The sequence below is a fragment of the Paenibacillus sp. J31R30 genome (assembly GCF_059692115.1).
In genome coordinates this window covers 82,457-100,662 of the sequence record NZ_JCAUAV010000007.1, presented here as the reverse complement: position 1 = coordinate 100,662, position 18,206 = coordinate 82,457, and the positions used below count along the sequence as shown (strand labels likewise).

The 18,206-nt window shown below is 45.8% G+C and carries 13 protein-coding genes; 3 read left to right on the top strand and 10 right to left on the bottom strand.

Annotated elements, in window-relative coordinates; genetic code table 11:
• Nucleotides 1–3: 3 nt before the first annotated feature.
• The 3 genes from AC58QO_RS22280 to AC58QO_RS22270 form a co-directional block, all read right to left on the bottom strand.
• The gene (locus AC58QO_RS22280) at nt 4–909 is read right to left on the bottom strand and encodes an ABC transporter permease (RefSeq protein ID WP_497269619.1); all 906 of its coding nucleotides are present in this window, start codon (nt 907–909) and stop codon (nt 4–6) included.
• Nucleotides 910–1,536: 627 nt separating this feature from the next.
• Complete coding sequence (locus AC58QO_RS22275) at nt 1,537–3,837, bottom strand: helix-turn-helix domain-containing protein (protein WP_497269345.1); 2,301 nt, start codon at nt 3,835–3,837, stop codon at nt 1,537–1,539.
• A 129-nt stretch (nt 3,838–3,966) separates the two neighbouring features.
• Nucleotides 3,967–6,279 carry a glycoside hydrolase family 95 protein gene (locus AC58QO_RS22270; RefSeq protein WP_497269343.1) on the bottom strand — a complete coding sequence of 771 codons (2,313 nt, stop codon included), beginning with the start codon at nt 6,277–6,279 and terminating at the stop codon, nt 3,967–3,969.
• 330 nt (nt 6,280–6,609) lie between these two features.
• On the opposite strand from AC58QO_RS22270, the gene AC58QO_RS22265 reads away from it, so the two are divergent.
• Nucleotides 6,610–7,617: a right-handed parallel beta-helix repeat-containing protein gene (locus AC58QO_RS22265; RefSeq protein ID WP_497269341.1), complete on the top strand. Its 1,008-nt coding sequence runs from the start codon at nt 6,610–6,612 to the stop codon at nt 7,615–7,617.
• A 72-nt stretch (nt 7,618–7,689) separates the two neighbouring features.
• On the opposite strand, the gene AC58QO_RS22260 is transcribed toward AC58QO_RS22265, so the two are convergent.
• Complete coding sequence (locus AC58QO_RS22260; RefSeq protein WP_497269339.1) at nt 7,690–8,448, bottom strand: glycerophosphodiester phosphodiesterase; 759 nt, start codon at nt 8,446–8,448, stop codon at nt 7,690–7,692.
• Nucleotides 8,449–8,585: 137 nt separating this feature from the next.
• Here AC58QO_RS22260 and AC58QO_RS22255 point away from each other — a divergent pair, with 137 nt between their 5' ends.
• Entirely contained in the window at nt 8,586–9,179 is a 594-nt protein-coding gene (locus AC58QO_RS22255; protein WP_497269338.1) for a TetR/AcrR family transcriptional regulator, read from the top strand.
• Nucleotides 9,180–9,202: 23 nt separating this feature from the next.
• Here the strand turns inward: AC58QO_RS22255 and AC58QO_RS22250 are convergent, their stop codons facing one another.
• From AC58QO_RS22250 to AC58QO_RS22235, 4 genes are all read right to left on the bottom strand, one after another.
• On the bottom strand, nt 9,203–10,222 hold the full coding sequence (locus AC58QO_RS22250; RefSeq protein WP_497269336.1) for a DJ-1/PfpI family protein: 1,020 nt from the start codon (nt 10,220–10,222) through the stop codon (nt 9,203–9,205).
• A gap of 10 nt (nt 10,223–10,232) precedes the next feature.
• Nucleotides 10,233–10,874, bottom strand: a complete 642-nt coding sequence (locus AC58QO_RS22245; RefSeq protein ID WP_497269334.1) for a DUF2306 domain-containing protein — start codon at nt 10,872–10,874, stop codon at nt 10,233–10,235.
• Between the two features lie 150 nt (nt 10,875–11,024).
• Nucleotides 11,025–11,867: an RMD1 family protein gene (locus AC58QO_RS22240; protein ID WP_497269332.1), complete on the bottom strand. Its 843-nt coding sequence runs from the start codon at nt 11,865–11,867 to the stop codon at nt 11,025–11,027.
• 66 nt (nt 11,868–11,933) lie between these two features.
• Nucleotides 11,934–12,272, bottom strand: a complete 339-nt coding sequence (locus AC58QO_RS22235) for an RNA polymerase alpha subunit C-terminal domain-containing protein (protein WP_497269330.1) — start codon at nt 12,270–12,272, stop codon at nt 11,934–11,936.
• 191 nt (nt 12,273–12,463) lie between these two features.
• On the opposite strand from AC58QO_RS22235, the gene AC58QO_RS22230 reads away from it, so the two are divergent.
• Complete coding sequence (locus AC58QO_RS22230; protein WP_497269329.1) at nt 12,464–12,733, top strand: hypothetical protein; 270 nt, start codon at nt 12,464–12,466, stop codon at nt 12,731–12,733.
• Nucleotides 12,734–12,928: 195 nt separating this feature from the next.
• Here the strand turns inward: AC58QO_RS22230 and AC58QO_RS22225 are convergent, their stop codons facing one another.
• Together AC58QO_RS22225 and AC58QO_RS22220 are read right to left on the bottom strand one after the other, a co-directional pair.
• Entirely contained in the window at nt 12,929–13,108 is a 180-nt protein-coding gene (locus AC58QO_RS22225) for a Spo0E family sporulation regulatory protein-aspartic acid phosphatase (protein WP_497269327.1), read from the bottom strand.
• Nucleotides 13,109–13,326: 218 nt separating this feature from the next.
• The gene (locus tag AC58QO_RS22220) at nt 13,327–17,901 is read right to left on the bottom strand and encodes a rhamnogalacturonan lyase family protein (protein WP_497269325.1); all 4,575 of its coding nucleotides are present in this window, start codon (nt 17,899–17,901) and stop codon (nt 13,327–13,329) included.
• Nucleotides 17,902–18,206: the final 305 nt, after the last annotated feature.

Here is an 18,206-nt window from a genome sequence, read left to right as displayed (position 1 = left end):
TTTTTACCAAATACTATGATTCGAGAATTTCTTAGCCATGCCATTAACCACAATGAGCAGGATCAAATTGATCACTGAGTTGAACAATCCGACAGCCGTGGCGAAGCTGTAATTCGCATTCAGTAGTCCCACTTTATACACATAGGTTGCGATAATCTCGGAATTCACCGTATTCAGTGGATTTTGCAATAAGTAGACCTTTTCGAAGCCAATCGCCATCACATTACCTACATTTAAGATGAGAACGATGACAATGGTGGGCAAAATGCCAGGTAAATCAACGTGTATAATTTTCTGTAAACGTGAAGCACCGTCTACCTTGGCCGCCTCGTAGAGGGAGGGATCCACGCCTGCTAAAGCGGCTAAGAAAATGACCGAATAATAACCAGCCGTCTGCCAAATGTCCGACCATACGTAGATCGAGCGAAACATGCTGGGCTCTCCGAGAAAATTAATCGAATCCATGCCGAAATGATTCATCACCACATTCACAAAGCCGAGTCGAGGTGCCAAAAAGAGCATAATGATGGACACCATCACAACGGTAGATATGAAATAGGGTGCAAAGGAAACGAGTTGGACAAGCTTCTTGAAGCGCTGATTGCGTACTTCATTGATCGCGAGCGCCAATAAAATGGGGATCGGGAAACCAACGATCAGCAGGTATCCACTAATAAAAATCGTGTTCTTCACTAAAGTCCAGAACAATGGATTTTCAAAAAATAACTGAAAGTTCTTAAACCCTACCCAAGGACTTCCCCAGATGCCTTTCGTGACATTGTAGTCCTTAAAGGCCAGCACCGCGTTCAATATCGGGTAATACTTGAAAATCAGGAAATACAAGGCGGGTGGAATGATGAGTAGATACAGCTGCCAATGTTTCTTGAAGCTTTTGGCCGCTGCCTCCATGAAACCAAATCGACTGCTTTTGATCAGCGATCTCTGACTGGTGACTAGTCCTTTATCCAAAACAAAACCCCCTAAGATCACTGTCTAGTAAATGATTGCGCTTTCTTGAGCCTTATTCTAGGGGATAATTGCCCGTATTAGATAGGTACAATTGCGATATTTCACGTACAATTACCGTAAAATCGAGGGTACATCTGTCTTCCGAGCATCCAACTTCGCTTATGAACAATGGAAAGATAGTGGGCGGGATTTCATCGTTACTCACTGGGAATAAACACTAGTTTCTTAGCAAAAACTGCATCATAGTAGATACCTTTCGCACTTCGCCGCCGGAAGTAGCGTTAGTCCGATATCGCCGAATTAAAATGAGGATTCCTTTCTATAGATGGCCAATAGTCCGATTCTGCCGAATTATCTGCCCATTTTCCTTGCGTGCGAGATGTTTGGGGCGATTTAATTGGGTTATTTCGGACTAACTACGATTTATTGACGCGAACAGTGGGATTAGTTCGATTATTTCGGACTAATGGGTACCGGGGGAGTAAGTCGTGCCGGCTAACTCCCTCCTACAGCCAAACGCAAAGAAGGAGCTAAGCGCATTAAGCCGCTTAGCTCCTTTAACGTTCTTTATTCCGTCGTAGACTGCCTGAATGAACTAGGCGAAACACCGAGCACTCGCTTAAACGCTCTTCGGAAAGAATGAGAGCTGTTGTATCCGACACGCGCAGCAATTTCATCTACCGTGTACGTATCCCCTTTTAACAAATTGGCGGCTTGATCCATTCTCACCTTTTCCAAATGATCCGACAAATTCACACCCGTTACCTCTTTGAACAAGTTGGAGATGTACTTCTCTGGGCGCTCCATCTTTTCTGCCACGCGGTATAAATTGAGATCTGGATCACTGTACATCTCAGCAATATAGGCCATGACTTGCTCCACGGTTTTATTGTGATGATCATGCTTTTTACTGGCAATGAGACCGCAGAGTGCTTCCATGATCCCATCAATGTCTTGCCGAATTAGCTCGATCTCTTCGTTCGCCTGAATGCCCGTTACGCGATTCTTCACGGACTCGAAAATATCGGACTCCTGGAAGGTTTTCTGGTAAAGCAATTTCAGGAAGGTGCCCTTCAATTCCCCGACAAGCTGATGCTTCATCTCAATGGACAGCTCACGATTTTCAATGTTTTGCGCAATAATCGCATCCAGAATCCGTTTGGCTTCATCAATGTCCCCTACTCGGATCGTACTGATTAAGCGCAGTTCAATATCCAGTGGATAATAATAGGTGCCGCTTTCCAACTTGGCATCGGAGAACCATAAGACCCCTTTGCGATTCATATGCTGGGCATACTCTAAGGCCTGTGTAGCTTGCTCGTACGTGTGGCTGACCTCCATCGCTGTTGAGAAAGGATTACCCAATGCTGCGGATATCGTAATTTTATACTCGTTAAATACAAATTCAGCAAGCTCATTCAGAATTCGCTCAATCTCCTTATTCGCTGCTTCCCTGTCATCTGTTGCCGTCCTGCCTTCAAAGATCACTACAACCCGATCGGCACCCAGATCCGTCATATGAACAGGCCCCCCAAGATCATGCAGTGCCTGTTTCATAATAAGACGTGCCGCACTTAACTCGTTGAGAATTTCGACGCTGTCCATACCGGAGTACCCTTTGATTTGCAGAATACCAGTGTAACCAGTATCTATCTGTAACCCTGTATTAGCTTGTTCAGCAGCTGCGGCGATCTCTTCCAGTGACCGGAATTCGCCTGCAATGAGCCTTTTCAAGAACGCATCCCGAATTAAAGGGAGCTGCCGATTCAATTCATTTTCGAGACGCTTATTGTTAGAAATCATATTCGATATATTGCCCTGCAGAAAGTCATACTCATTGCGCCCTACAGCCGCATCTTTGCCGAACTGCTCTTTCATCACATTCAGCAGTCTATTCATCGGGGAACTATTTCGGTAAGCTTGCCACAGCCCCACTAGCAATCCCACCACAAGAGCTGCGCTTGTCACAGACCAAGTAATATATTTGATTTTGTTCGCATTTTCCATTAATACATGTTTAGGGATTCCCGCTCGGTACACCCAACCTGTGGTTTTGGAACGAATCGTAATGACCAAGTCATCGTTATAGAATTGACTGGCTTTCATTTGATCAAAGCTGGTGTCTGCAGATAATTTCCCCGCTTCCGATTCATTGATGCCAAGCAGGCTAATCGTATGTCCTTGGGCATCACTAATGTGAGACCACCCGCCGTATTGATCCTTGAGGTCCGATAGGAGGCTGGAAATGACTTTCTCGTCAATAAGAACAACGACCGTAGCACGCGCGGAACCATTAAAACTGTCTAACGGCAGAGATTGTATATACGTAATCACAGAGGTTTGCGCACCATTCGTGATAAAGGGTTTCAGCGGGATAATTTCCCTATTGTGCGTTTGCTCTAGTATTGTTCGTTTCCATTCATCCGCGGATAGATCCTTGTAGTGTGAAGACTGATAATAACGTTCAGGCTGGAAATAGGAAGAAGCCGGGGTTAAGAGAACGTTGTAATTATTTAAATAGATAAAAAATTGCTGTAAGAAATCATTCGTTTGGCTAAATGCTTTAATATCATTATTTACTTTCCAAATGCCATACAGGTTGACCTTCTCGTCCGTTCCTCTTTCATTCATTAGAACGCTCAACTCTTGATTCAGAGCCAACTGCCTCGTGAAACCCTCTACCTCAGCCATCCTCCGCTCCAAAATATCTTGACTCTTCCGAAGTTGTGTCACGTTATTCTCAATGGATATGGATTGTGTTACCGCAATCGCCGTACGATACGACATATATCCAGCTATACTCGGAATAACCAGGATCACGATATAGGAGATCAGAAATTTACGGAATATTCGTGAGAATTTCGGCATGAACCCTATCCCCCCATTTATGAAAGCGTTATCTAAATTGGATTTTATTCTATCATTCTACGTCGCAAATAAATAAAGGAAAGGCAACTACGCTTATACTGACTGTAGCTGCCTTGGTCTACTCGATATTCAGATAAGTTGAATGAACAAACTACCATCGATTTGGTACGTACAGTTAGGCTCCAGAACGAGCTCAACCTTACGATCTCGATAACGAAGGAACAATCGGCCTGCCGAAAAGGCCCGTATGGTCGCCTCAACCAATTCGCCGTCCGCCCAAATTACATCCACCTCTGCGTTCCCTTTGGCACGCAATCCAGTAACCTTACCTGTATGCCACTTGGCAGGAAGTGCTGGCAGTAGATGAATGCCTCCGGCGTGGCTTTGCAGCAGCATTTCCGCGATAGCCGCTGTACCGCCAAAGTTACCATCCACCACAAATATATTCGTTTCCGCTCCAGCGATCCCTGCTTTGGAGAATGTTAATAAATTATCAAAACACAAATGACCGATTAAATGTGTGAGATGCTTGTAGGCATTCTCGCCGTCATGCAATCTTGCGAAATTCGCTGCAAGAGCGGCTAACGTAAACTCAACATCCTCTAACGTTTCACGATCCATGCGATTCTCCAGCGTTACCCTTACCGCAGCGCTGAGTTCCGGTGTGGCGTCAGGCGTCACCTGATTGCCGGGGTATAAGCTGAAGAGGTGGGATAAGTGGCGATGGTCAGGCTGTGCCTCTTCGTAATCTTCCAGCCACTCCTGCAACTGTCCTCTTTGCCCAATAATCAGCGGCGGCAACATAGCGATAGCTCGCTTCAGCTTCTGCTGCAGCTCCCCATCCATCTGTAGAAGCTCCGCAGCTTCTAGGCAAAATACAAACAAATCGCGCACCAGGACCTGGTCCAGCGTGGATCCCATGGATAATTGATACTCGCTTCTCTGCGGATCATCCACATAGAAGCTGTTCTCGGGCGAATTCGACGGGCCTGTTACCAGCCAGCCATACTTCGGGTGAACCGTCATATAATCGAGGAAAAAAGCAGCAGCTTCTTTCAGCACAGGATACGCTGTCTCTGCCAGAAACGCCTGATCGAGGCCGAACTCATAGTGCTCACGAAGATGCGTTGCAATCCACAAGCCTCCTGTTACATTCAGCCCCCACGACGTTTCCCATCCGGGTGACGCGAAACCCCATGCGTTGGTAAATACATGCGCAACCCATCCCTCACAGCCATAGAAATGCTGCGCTGCCGCTTTTCCACTCCCCGCTAATTGCTCAATGAATCGCATTAAGGGAAGATGGCATTCCGCCAAGTTGCTCACTTCTGTGGGGAAATAATTCATTTCCGTGTTGATGTCCAGATGATAATCGCAGCTCCATTGCATCCGATTGGCCTCGCCATCGTTCCAAATGCCTTGCAAATTGAGCGGCAGCGGAGAATCTGCCCTTGACCCGGCAATCGTCAGATATCGGCCATATTGATAAAATAAGGTGAACAATTGCGGATCATCATCCTGCCCCTTGAGGAACAGCTGTATTCTTTCGTCTGTTGGTAAACTCGAATGACTGGATACGCCTAGGTCTACGTTGACTCTATCGTATAAACGGCGATAATCTGCCATGTGGTCATCTTTCAATTGCTCATACCCTTTGGCAATTGCGTTCTCGATTTGGTGCACCGACTTTGACATCCACGCATCATCGCTGCTGCCGTAATCGGTGTTCGCTGCCAAATAGATCACGACGTCATCTGCGTTGTCTACCCTAATTTGGCCAGCGTCTGCGGACACGCTGCCACCATTGGCGATGACTTTCAGCATGCCATGGCAGCATACACCGCACTCCCCGTTACTATGCATACTTTCCGTCGCTTGGCCTACAAAAATAAACGTATCGTTACCGATTAATGTTGCAGTGAACCGATCTGTTCTTCCGAGAATACTCAGCTTGAGTGAAATACCACCAGACTGTTCGCTGGATAATCGCGAACCCACAATACCATCTGCATGGGAGGCCCATACTTCTCTAGTCAGTGTATTTCCGTTCGATTGATATGTAGTCCACGTGCAGGCATTATCCAGATTAAGTTCACGAACAAACTGATCTCCTTCATGATCAAGAGCTAGTTGAACATCGCACATCGATAAATTCGTGCCGAAGTTCCCTTTCTTAGGCTGCAGGGACTGCTTCGCCAGCTCGTCTCCCCGCTTATAATCCCCGGCAAAAAAATGCTCCCGCATTTGATCCAAATCCGCTCTACCGTTGGATTGACCTGGAATCGATTCCGACTTCCCTGACCAATAGGTCAGTTCAGTTAGGCTCCAGGTTTCATGTTCCACGCCGCCATGGATCATGACCCCCAGTCTCCCATTTCCGATAGGCAAGCCTTGCGACCACCCCGATGCAGGACGATTAAACCATAGCTTCATTTCATTCATATAGGTAATCCCCCCGTAATGATCACGCTTTCATTATGTTAATTGTAGGGGATATTTCCCCGACATAGATAGGTACAATTGCGGTATCCCACGTACAATTGCCGCAATTGATAGGGTACATCTCTCATTCGAGCATCCATTTTCCCACTCAGGGTTGTACGTATCCAGCTAGATGTATGAAGAGAAGAGTGCAATGCGTATCTAATAAAAAGCACACAACAGATAGAAAAAACACAAGTTGTCGGAGAAGATCTTTGTTAAACTCTTTATGAAAGCGCTGTCAAAAATAATAAATTCTTGCAGCGACTACCTTTTAAAGGAGGTTTAATCATGTTACATCATCGTGGTATCTCAAGTGAATTTGCAAGAAAGTGGCTTCCTGTGTTCGTTTCAATGCCTTTAGTACTGGTATCAATGGGGATCGCTCCCCCAAGCTCCAACGCAGCAACTACAACCTGCAGCACAGTGTCATGCGTCACAACGGCCGTTGCTAATGCAGCGCCTGGAGATACCATTATTCTAGCGGCTGGGGTAACCTTTAATGGTAAGTTTACTTTGGCGGCGAACGGAACTGCAGCGAATCCGATCACCTTCAAAAGCGCCAGCGCCACAAACCGCGCAATTGTTAACGCAGGTTCTACGTCTACTGGCTACGGCATAACCATGACGGGTGACTATTGGATTGTCAAAGATGTGAAAGTAACGAACGGCAAAAAAGGAATCATGCTGGACAATGCGAACAACACATTAATCGATAATGTGGAGGTCTATAATATTGGAGAAGAAGGCGTGCATTATCGCGATGGCAGCTCCTATAACACGATCCAAAACTCGAACATTCATGATTGCGGCGTTCTCACACCCGATTATGGTGAAGGCGTTTATGTCGGATCCGATGTAGGCAAGTGGGGCACTTATAATGCAGCCACCAACTACAACACAATTAAAAACAATACGATCGGCCCGAATGTAACGGCTGAAAGCATCGATATTAAAGAAGGCTCCACCGGAACGATCGTAGAGTACAATACGTTCAACGGTACGGGGATTAGTGGTGCTAATTCTGCTGACAGCTTCATGGATGTAAAAGGCAACAATGATATTATTCGCTACAACACGGGGTATCGCAATAACAACAGCATCATCGTGAATGCGTTTGAAGTTCATCAACGCTCTGCAGGTTGGGGCTTGAACGCGGACTTCCACGACAATACCGTTTATCTGGATAATGCGACTCCAAACGTCGTGTATACGGATAGTAATGCCACAGCGAAAGCACATAATAATACGCGTAGTCCTGTAGGTAATATGTATTCGGGGAACGTAACGACCTATTAATGTGACACCATAGTGAGATAAAAGGCATACACGCCAATGCGTGTATGCCTTTCGTTTAACATGTTTGTATATTTAAATCTCTGTTAAGAACTCCTGCTTTACTTTCACTAAAGCCGAAATATTGCGAGAAGTAATGGACTGAACGCCCATCTCCATAAAATGTCTCATCTCATCTTCTTCATTTACCGTCCATACGTAGACCTCAAGCCCATAGCGTGTCGCCAGCTGTAGGAGTTCGGTCCGAACATAACGATAATTCACGTTGAGACCAAAGCAATTCGCGCTTTTGGCGTCCTCGCAGCTGATTTGTGCGGCTATCGTTTCACTATTCGTTTCAAATAAGGAAGTATCCACGTTCAGCAGCTTGCGCAATTTTGGATTGGTGCTGTTCACTTGATGGGCACGCATGGTCTGACATCCACTAAGAATAACCTGCGCAACTAGCCCTTTTTGCTCGATTAAACGGGAAACAGGTTCAACGCATGCATCTGATTTCATATCCAGATTCATTCGTTTACCAGACGCCTGTAGAATTGGAAGCACCGACTCCAAGGACAAAATCCGAATGGTTTCGTCTGGCGCCCCATGATGTGCTTGGATTTCCAGTTTACATAGCTCTGCATAACTCGTTTCGGAAATCCGAACTTCGGTTCCATTGACCAAATGAACTTGATCATCGTGTGAAAGCACAAGTACCCCGTCAGAGGTAATTAAAATATCTTCTTCCACAATATCAGCACCGCATTGAATCGCTGTTTCGATGGAAAGCAAACTATTATCAGGTGTACCCATACACCCTGTATGTGCCGTTAACAATGGATATGGCTTCATGACCTTCACCTCAAACAAAGTTGTTTATAGTAATTGTGCATTGAGCTTCTCGACAAAGTCAATAGAGTAAGCAGGCGCGTTCCGATGTGATATAATGGAGGGAAAATTGTCAATTTAGCTAGAGAGGAATCGTTATCATGCGCAAAGGTGAACAAACGAAGCTTCGTATCATCGAGAAATCGGCTGTTCTTTTTAACGATAAAGGGTACACAGGCACGACGATGCAGGATATTATGGACGCGACTGGCTTAACCAAAGGTGCCATTTACCGCAACTTTGCCAGTAAAGATGATATTGCGATCGAAGCGTTCCAATACGCCGGGCAAGTGTTATGGCAGCATTTCTCAGCGGCAATCGAACTACAGGACACTGCAATCGGCAAAATTTTAGCCATGTGCGATGTGTACCGTGATACCGTCCATAACCCTCCCATCCAAGGTGGATGCCCTTTCTTAAATACTGCGGTGGAAAGCGATCACTCTTTCCCCGTTCTGCGGAATCATGCACAGGGTGCTTACACGCAAATGTTGGGATTCATTCAATCCTTGCTGGCTCAAGGGGTGAGCAGCGGAGAATTGCAAACGGAAATGGATTTGGAGTCGATTGCTTCTTTTATCTTTTCAACCATTGAAGGCGGCATTATGTCCAGCAGACTAACGCGGGACAACCGCCATGTCGCTTATGCCATGCAACATATTGAACGGCTGCTCATGACCTACAAAGCTCAGTAGCAGCCGTTTTTCTCTGCGCGATTTCACTGCACGCGTCTTCCCGCTACCTTCGAGGCAGGCAGCATCCCTGCTTTGGCGCTTCCGCTCATGACGTCATCTTGTACAGTGACCTCGAACTTCAGATTCAATCTCATTGGCTTCTTAACGCGCTGCGTCCATGACAAGCGCACACCATCCCATGTTGGGTTAAGGAATTCGACAACCTCATCCCCCTGTTCAGCCGTTCCCCGAATGACTCCGTCATTCATGATGATGTGCAGCAAGACGGACATTTTGCCAATAGGTGTCGAGATCACCGTTTGCCATGTGCCTGCGATGGCGGAATCCTTATCAGTAACCGCTACTGAGCTAGCTAGCGGCATATCGTCGACAGCTGTATCCGAACTTGCTTCGAAGTTGATTGGCACAATACCTTGCGCGCGCCACACCGTACCTCTTCGTTCATATTCGAATAACTTCTCAACGGCAGAAGCAATTTGAGGGCCTACTTCACGTTCAACCAAGTACAGAGCTACATCAAGTCCTGACGTCACACCACCTCCCGTTACCAAACGCGGCCCATCTTCAACAACTCTTGCCGCAATCGGAATGGCACCTGTGGCTCCTAACGCCGCCATCCCCAAATGATTCGTAACCACATGTCGATCTTCCAAAAGACCTCCCATGGCAAGCACCAACGAACCTCCGCATACCGTCGCCACCGTAATATCCTCATTCTCCAAAGCTCGCTTCATCAAGGCCGTCAAATCCGTCTCCATCGCTAACCTCAGAATGTTCGGAACGGCATCTTCGGCATCGCCCTCTGGCTTTCCTGAACCTCCAGGTACAAGGATGATACCTGATCGACTCGGGTCTAAGGCTGCTTGTGCGTCGATCGCTGGACCCTTCATACCACTCGGTACCGATCGTTTCCCCTCCGCAGAGACTAGTTCCACTGTTATGGCGCCGCCAGCATACATCGCCGCAGCAGCGAAGACTTCATAAGGGGCCAAGGCGTCCATGAGATCGAAACCATCGAATAATACGACTTGAACATGCATCATAATACCTCCTTCAGATGATCGTACTAGGTTTTCTAAACACAGTTCGAATGACAAGCTCTGCCGCCAGCATGAGACATAGGATCGATCCGTACACCGAAATCGTGTAACTGGTGATATAGGCAAGTCCGAACCCCTGATGGAGCAGCAAAGTTATTGCATGAATCGTGAGATTGGTAAAAACAAAAGCATAGCTTCTCGTCATCCACTTGCGATGTTGATTCACCTGTTTCTTCCTGATCTTTACAATGGCAATGATCGTCATGAATAACCACACAATATTTATTAAGTTAAACCCCATGCTGCTAGCCTTCCCGCCAGTCGCATATGGCGCCATATAACCGGAAGTGAGGTCAACGAAAAGTACCGAAATCAAGTAAAAATAACCATTCAACCGATGGAACTTGCGATGTCTCTTTATGATCGAGGAGGAGAAATTAACAGCCCCCGAAATCATAGCTGTACATGCGAAAAGGATATGTACATTCATCACCTTTAGCCATACTGCCGTATTTAACGCTCGTTTAAGCGCAGTTTTATGGCTTAGAAAGTTGGTTGCGTGTGGATCATGAATAAAGTTGGCGTACAAGACGTACACAATGAATAGCACTGACACTGTCACCATGAGAAAGTAAGCCTGTTTACTTGGGATCATCTTTTCACCCTTTCATAAGTTAGATATTCACACAAAAAACCGAACCGTACGGTCTTTTTTATTATACGACAAATCCCATGACTTCTCCTAGTGAATTGTTACAAAACTAAGCACAAAAGCGGCCACCTCCAATGAAGGGAGCCGCTTGTGCTAATGGGAGGGAATCCAACCTAAGATTTGCAAAATCGTTAAAACCACTTCAATAACAATGAGTATCACAACGATCCATTCAACAAACAGACCTCGGATGGAATGACTAATGTTCGAAAACCCTTCGAGAATATGATATAAAATGTCCGTTTTGCTTTTTAGAATTTTGAACCGATCATTCAACTCAAAAAATTCGATCATCTCATCGTAAAAATGGCTGGCAGAGCTGTTTGACCAAGTCAAATCAGGTTTATCCAAAATCATGATATAAGCAAGGGTGTTATATTCATGGCGAACGATTTGTGCTGTCGTTCTTGCCAATTCTTTGTTGCCAACACGAAGCTTCCCTTTTTCAAGTCTATCAATCATTAATTCGAGACTATCATGAATTTTCCCAAGCTGTTCCTCGATCTTCTCCAGTGCAACTGATTTGGCAAGGACTGTAGAGACTAATTCTGGGTAATAGGGTTCAAATTCAGCAACTACCACATACTTGTCAGTCAATTCCATGTGTTCGATTTGCTCGGTGTGCAGCCTGTAATTTTCTATGTATTGCTCTGAATTTTGAAGATCAATATCAGCTTCGAAAGTCTGAAGAAACTTCAAGAAATTTGTTATTTCAGCCTTGTGTAAGTGATTAACAAAGACAACGCTTCCGAATGAAAACACTAGCACTTGCTGTAATCCAACGATCTCTTTATGGAGAATCTTAGAAAGAACTTCACCTCTTAAGATTAGAGGCTGCTCCCATGTATATTTTTTGGGAATGCCGCAATAGGTGGCAATTTTGTTCAAATCGATTTCATTCGTTATGGCCAAGGCTTTGAATGTAATATCCTTCATATTCACCACTCATCTGTCGGAAAGAGTTTATACTCTTATTTTTGACAGAAAAGGCATTCTTCAATCCTAACTTTTGAATGACAGTCCATTCGCTTCCAAAGCAGCTCGCAGTTTGGGTAATGAACCTGGTCCCATACCGTGATATTTTAAAATCTCAGCTTCGCTGTAGCTGGATAGCTGTTGCAACGTCGTAATGCCATTGTTCTCCAAAGCTCGTCTGGCCGGTGCTGAGAGTATGGAAAGAAACCCAGATTCAGGCTTCAGCTCTTGTTCGCAAGTCGGGCAGGTCGGGCAGTCGGTACTTTTATAATACTTGTGTCCTTTATTGCAAATTCTTAACGTTTTCTTTAAGGTAGCCAATCGTCGATCTCCTTCCCCTATGTAGACAATGATAGATGTAGGCATTCTGCCTTTTTAAACTATTTTACCATAAACGGACCTCCGTCATCCTCCTGACCACTGGCCAGCCTATGCTAATTCTTCTTGTAGTCATACGTGGAAAAGTATACACTTTTCTATGGATGATAGTTTTCAATAGAATAGTTTTCCTTAGTGCTGAACAAAACGAATAAAGACTATGGGGAGGCAACCTAACGATGGCACATACAGCCGAAATTGAAAGAGTCAAAACTCTTCTTCGCCATGCACAGCAACTAGCTGGCGCTAACAACCAAGCCGATGAAAGAATTAAGAGCTTAAGCAGTAGACTAGAAGCGCTTCAACAACTTGCAGGTGAGGATACAGCTCCAATCGCGGAGGAAAACGAGAACACTTCAGAGGAAGTCAAGGAGGAAGCGAACGAAGAAGTCGCCGCAGCTGAAGAACAACCTGAAGAGCAGCCCGCTCCGGAACAGCCCGAAGAATAGCTAATCGTTATGACTGCCCTATGATTTTAGTAGGCTGATCTGAAGTAGTTTTCTGCATCAGGTCGGCCTTATTGGGCATAAATAGAGCCCCCTAGTTCCCCCTCAAAGCAAAAAAGCACGCTCACAATCTAAGCGCACCCCCTAACTATTATTTTATTTTCTTTTATCTAGCATACGTGGAACGTGGACATAATCTTAGCTAATTAATTGCAATTTTGCTTTTTTTAGAATGAGCTTTTGATACAGTAATATATAGCGATCTAACAGCTGACTTACGGAAACGACTTTGTCATGTGTAAGGCTACCATTAATTAATGCTTGGTTAATCATTTCAAAGCGCAGTGACTCAATTTTTTCTTGAAGAATTGATTCCATCGTATCATTCTCCATTCACATTGTATTAGGTAAGTTCATTACCTCTACTTGTATATTAACTGAAGTCTATTAGGAAAATATTAGAAATTCATTTGCAATAAAATTAATAGATTTACTGACAAAACATAAGCACATTTATTTCTGATCAACATAAAAGAAGGGCTGCCCCTTCGTCATTTTCAGACGTAGAAACAGCCCCACCGAGTAGAATTAGTCCCTTACTGATTTGTAAAAAGCTGATAAATGATGACCGCCGCTTGGGCTCTTGTTGCCTGTCCCTTCGGTGCAAACTTCCCTTCACCGACTCCTTGGATCACGCCACCAGCCTGCATGGCCTCTACAGCTTGAAGCGCATAGCCAGCAATGTCGGCTTGATCGACGAAGCCTGCCGGCTTCAATTCTTGCTTGAACTTCAGTGAAAGTTGCTGCACGGCACGATACGCCATGACTGCCATATCCTCACGTGTGATTTCATCGTTAACACCAAAATTGCCTTGCGCATTCCCTTGCACGATGCCAAGCTTCTGTGCAGCTGCTATGGAGCTGTAATACCAGGCTCCCTCTTTCACATCATTTAACGTGCTTTTCGCTGTATCGTCCGACAGTTCAAAAGCCTGCATTAGCATTTTCAGAAACTCTGCTCTAGTTACCTTTTGGTCCGGCTTGAATGCACCTTCGCCTACACCGTCAATTATCGCTCTAGCTGCTAATGCCTCGATACCCGTCTTAGCCCAGCTGACATGGGCAATATCGTTAAAGCTCACATTTACGTATGCGGCTGCATATTGGCTGAAATGGCCAGGTTTAAACTCTACCTTACCCGTAGCCGGATTGTATTTGCCATTCTTCACTGTTGAGAGCTTGCCTTTATCATCCAAATAGTAAATGACGACTTTATTTGGATCCTCACCAGGCTTCAATGTGTAATCAACCTCTACCTTTAGGTCATTGCCAAAGCCGTTTACTTTCTTTCCATCTACAGAGAAGTTGAATTCATAGACTGTATTTCCGCCAATTCTCATCTTCGTCTCTGTCGATAAGGCGGAAGTGTCCGCTTTGCTCACGGAGAGTTCTACCTTGGAAGAGGTCGTGCCTACAGCTTTTTTAATTAGATCAAGATCAATGGTTACCTTTGCCAACCCAAGGTTCAGTTCCAATTCTTCTACCTTGCCAGCAGCGTTAGTAAGCTGTTGTGCCGGAAGCGTTAGCTGTACAGATTTGGTCTCCACCGAAGGCGTGATGTCAATCTTCAACGTTTGTCCAGCTTTTGCGTCTTGTGTTGCCTTCACTAGGTCATCGGCTTTAATTTCTGCCGACGCTGTTCCCGTAGCATTTGGTGTTATTTGTTGCGAAATGGATCCCGTGGACACTACCGCAGGTGGAGTCTGCGGAACTATCATACCGCCTCCCGGTGTAGTTGAAACTTCATCCGGTTTAACAATAGTCAGAATAATATGGCCCGTTACACCCGATCCATCCTGTGCTGTAGCAGTTACCTTAACTTTCCCTGGCGCGACTCCTGTTAGCTTACCACTTTCGTCGATGGTTGCTAGACTCGTTGCCTCGCCATTTTCATCAGAAACAACCCAAGTAACGGACTTATCCGTAGCAGCCGCTGGAGTGAAGCTTGTCGACAACTGAAGCTGTTGACCTACGGCTAACTTGTCGACGGTGCTAGTTACCGTTAATCCTGAAGCTTTGATCGGGTTCGTCCAGATGTTCGGCTGCTCCGGCGTTTCCATACCTGTGCCAAGATAGAAGCTCGTATGAGGCGGCTGGTTATACCCGGTGTTCTGCCATGCGATGCCTAGTCGGTAAACTGGATCGTGCATCAGCGTATAAATCCGTTGGTTCGTCATATCCGTCGTCGTGTAAATGCGAAGCGCGCTGCTGTCTTCCGTATGCGCAATCACTTCTTCACGCCAGTCTCCCAGCAAATCCGCCTGTAAAGTAGGATTCCCCTTCGTATCATTATTTGAATACGTACCATTGAAGGTAACAATATTACTCAATTGGTGATTTACCGTATCCCACTTATCGATCTTCGGAATCCCTACACGCAAGGGGTCCCCTAGCCAATTGTGGTCCAAGAGCTCCCTGCTCAAATCTCCATCCCACCAGATAGCGAAGTTAGAAGAAGGAATGCTGGTCGATATTTTCTCGCCTCTCGCAGAGTACAGTCCGCCTTGGGTAGTATTCCACTCCCCATTGATTGACCATGCTTCCTCGCCGATATAGGCTGGGTCAATATCCGCTGAGAGTCCACGTCCCACATCAATGCCTACCTGCAGCTCTCCCCAGAGAACTCTGCCCGTCTTCGCATCCTTCATATTGGCGGAGTATTTGGCGCCAGTATTCTCTTGAACAGCCCACTCCTCCAAGCCAAGCCTTGTCGGATCCAGATCACCAAGATGCTGTGCATCGCCATGACCCAGCAATGAATTCCATAAAGGCTTGCCGTCATGATCTATGGCTGCTGGGCCGGTAATGATTTCATCTTTACCATCACCATCCACATCCGCAACGCTTAAGTTATGATTCCCCTGACCGGCATATTGCTCATTGCCAGGTGTATTGGAGTCAAATGTCCATACCTTCGTCAATTGTCCATCACGCCAGTTATAGGCAACGAATACCATTCTTGTATAGTATCCTCGCTGCATCACGATACTTGGTCTCTCTCCATCAAGGTAGGCAATTGCCGCACCGAAGCGATCTACCCGATTCCCATAGTTGTCACCCCAATCGTTGACATTCCCTCTTTCTGGCTCATAATTATCCGTAGCCAGCACTTTACCTGTAGCTCCCTCGAAGATCGAGTGATACTCAGGTCCTGTGAGAATATAACCACTGGCATTGCGGTAATCCGCGTTGGCGTCACCAATTACTTGACCAATTCCATCAACGGTACCGTCACCTGTTCGGAACGTCACCTCTGCTTTGCCATCTCCGTCCAAGTCATAGACCATTACATCGAGATAATGGGCACCAGCACGAATATTTTTACCCAAATCTATCCGCCACATGAACGTACCGTCCAACTTATAGGCATCAACATACGTATTGCCTGTATAACCTGATAATGAGTTGTCCTTGGAATTCGTAGGATCCCACTTCAATACGATCTCATATTGACCATCTCCGTCTAGATCCCCGACGGATGCATCATTAGCACGGTACGTATAAGCTTGTCCCGCTGGTGTTACTCCATCGTCTGGCTTTCTGAGCGGAATTGTCAAATAATTTAAGTCACTGACGATAGCCTTCTCCGTAGGCTCCTGTTCCACGCCTCCTAGCACAGGACGGATAACATAAATCGAGTCCAACGTGCCAGCAGCATCCTTAAAGTTCGTCGCACCCGTGATTGGATTCGTGTTGATCTTCTCTTGATTCCGATACAGGTTGAAAGCAATATTCGGAGAATCCGTACCTAACATTCTCCATCCCACATAAACGCCATCCGATTGCTTAATGGCTATTAACCCTCGGTCCAAGGTTTCCATCTGGCGGGCCGGAAGCTTCTTGGGTGTAGCGCTTACCGTTACACCAGATGATTCCATTGGCGCTTCACCCATGTATTGATACACACCTTTTACAACAAAGGTATACTCGGCTCCATTCGTTAGTCCATCCACTGTCGAAATGAATCTTCCCTTTGGTACCGTGTCTAACAGGGTCTCGGTTTGATCCGCATTTTTACGGTAAACTCTTGCCTCCAGATAGGAGTTGTCCATCGTTTCTTCCCATCCGATGCGAACCTTTCCATCCCCTTCTTCTGTCTTCACATAGTTGAGATTTGGCGCCTTACTCAGCTTGTTAACCGTCACGTTATACGTCCTATATACATCGGTATATACGTTTGACACGACTTGTACACCGAAGCTCGTAGTATCGCCTGTAAGAGGAACGGAGGCTAAACTCCCCTGATCTACATTGGTATTGTTGACCTTCATGCTGACCGCATCCGGATTGCTTGCCTCCGGCTGCACATTCAATGCGTTGACGCTATACGGCACGTCTACTGTATAGCTTCCCACCTTGGGATCAAAGACAGGATTCAGATCCGGAAACAATGTCCCGGTATTGACATTCAATTTGTTCAATGCCAAATCCAGTGCAGTAACCTTTACGTTGTCGATATTAAATTTGCCGCCACTGGCATTTACGAAGAAGCCGAAGCTGCTAATCTGTGGCCGTGCGCTGTAGAACGCGTCGGGCCAAGTTACAGTCTCGCCTGTATTCAAATCAACGATCGTAGTCGTGAACTTGCTTTGCGGGACATTAAATACAATGTTAAATCGGTACCAATGATTGGTATTGTAATTGATTTGATTCGTACTGTTATGTCGCTTAATGACTCCGGCATCCAAGGAGTAACGCAATGCTGCCTTCGAAGTATCGTTAACCTTGCCATCCAAGACCCATAAGGTCCCCCCTTTGTTGGTCGGGATATTCACGTCAAATTCCAGTATGACCCCGCCGTTCTGGGCGGCGAACCTTTGTCCAACATACAGTGAGCCAGTCAGGTCATGGCTGATTGCACCATAAGTGCGGTTAGCTACCGTATCTTGCACAACGTTGAAGTTAGGAACGGCCCCTTCCTTTGTCCACTTGTTTCCGGATCCAAGTGTTAATGGACCTGCCGGATAACTGTCAAAATCATCGTTGACCAGCACCGTATCTGCTGCAAAGACAGCCTTAGGCAGCATAGGCAGAATGATTGCCAGTGCAAGAAAAATCAGAGTGATTCTCGATGTCAAACTACGAATCTTGTGATGTGTCATTTTGTACATTTCGTCCCTCCTAGTTATGAATGTTAGTGCCAGCATCGTGAAATACTCTTTTCAAAAACGATAACAACCAGCCGGTGTGGATGCGCTTTCAAAAAGACGATGTGCCCAGTATATAATATAACTGTGGCCACGTGACCTAAAAAAAGCGACATGTTTGTTTAAAAAACAGGTATTGATATCAGGCCTTTCGCAGGCAGAAAACAGGTAGAAACAAGTAGAAGAGCAGTCCGCCAAGTCGTTGATACTGCTTGGCGGACAACCCTGTTTAATTGACAATTTGACCGAAATAATCGGCAAGACGTTCA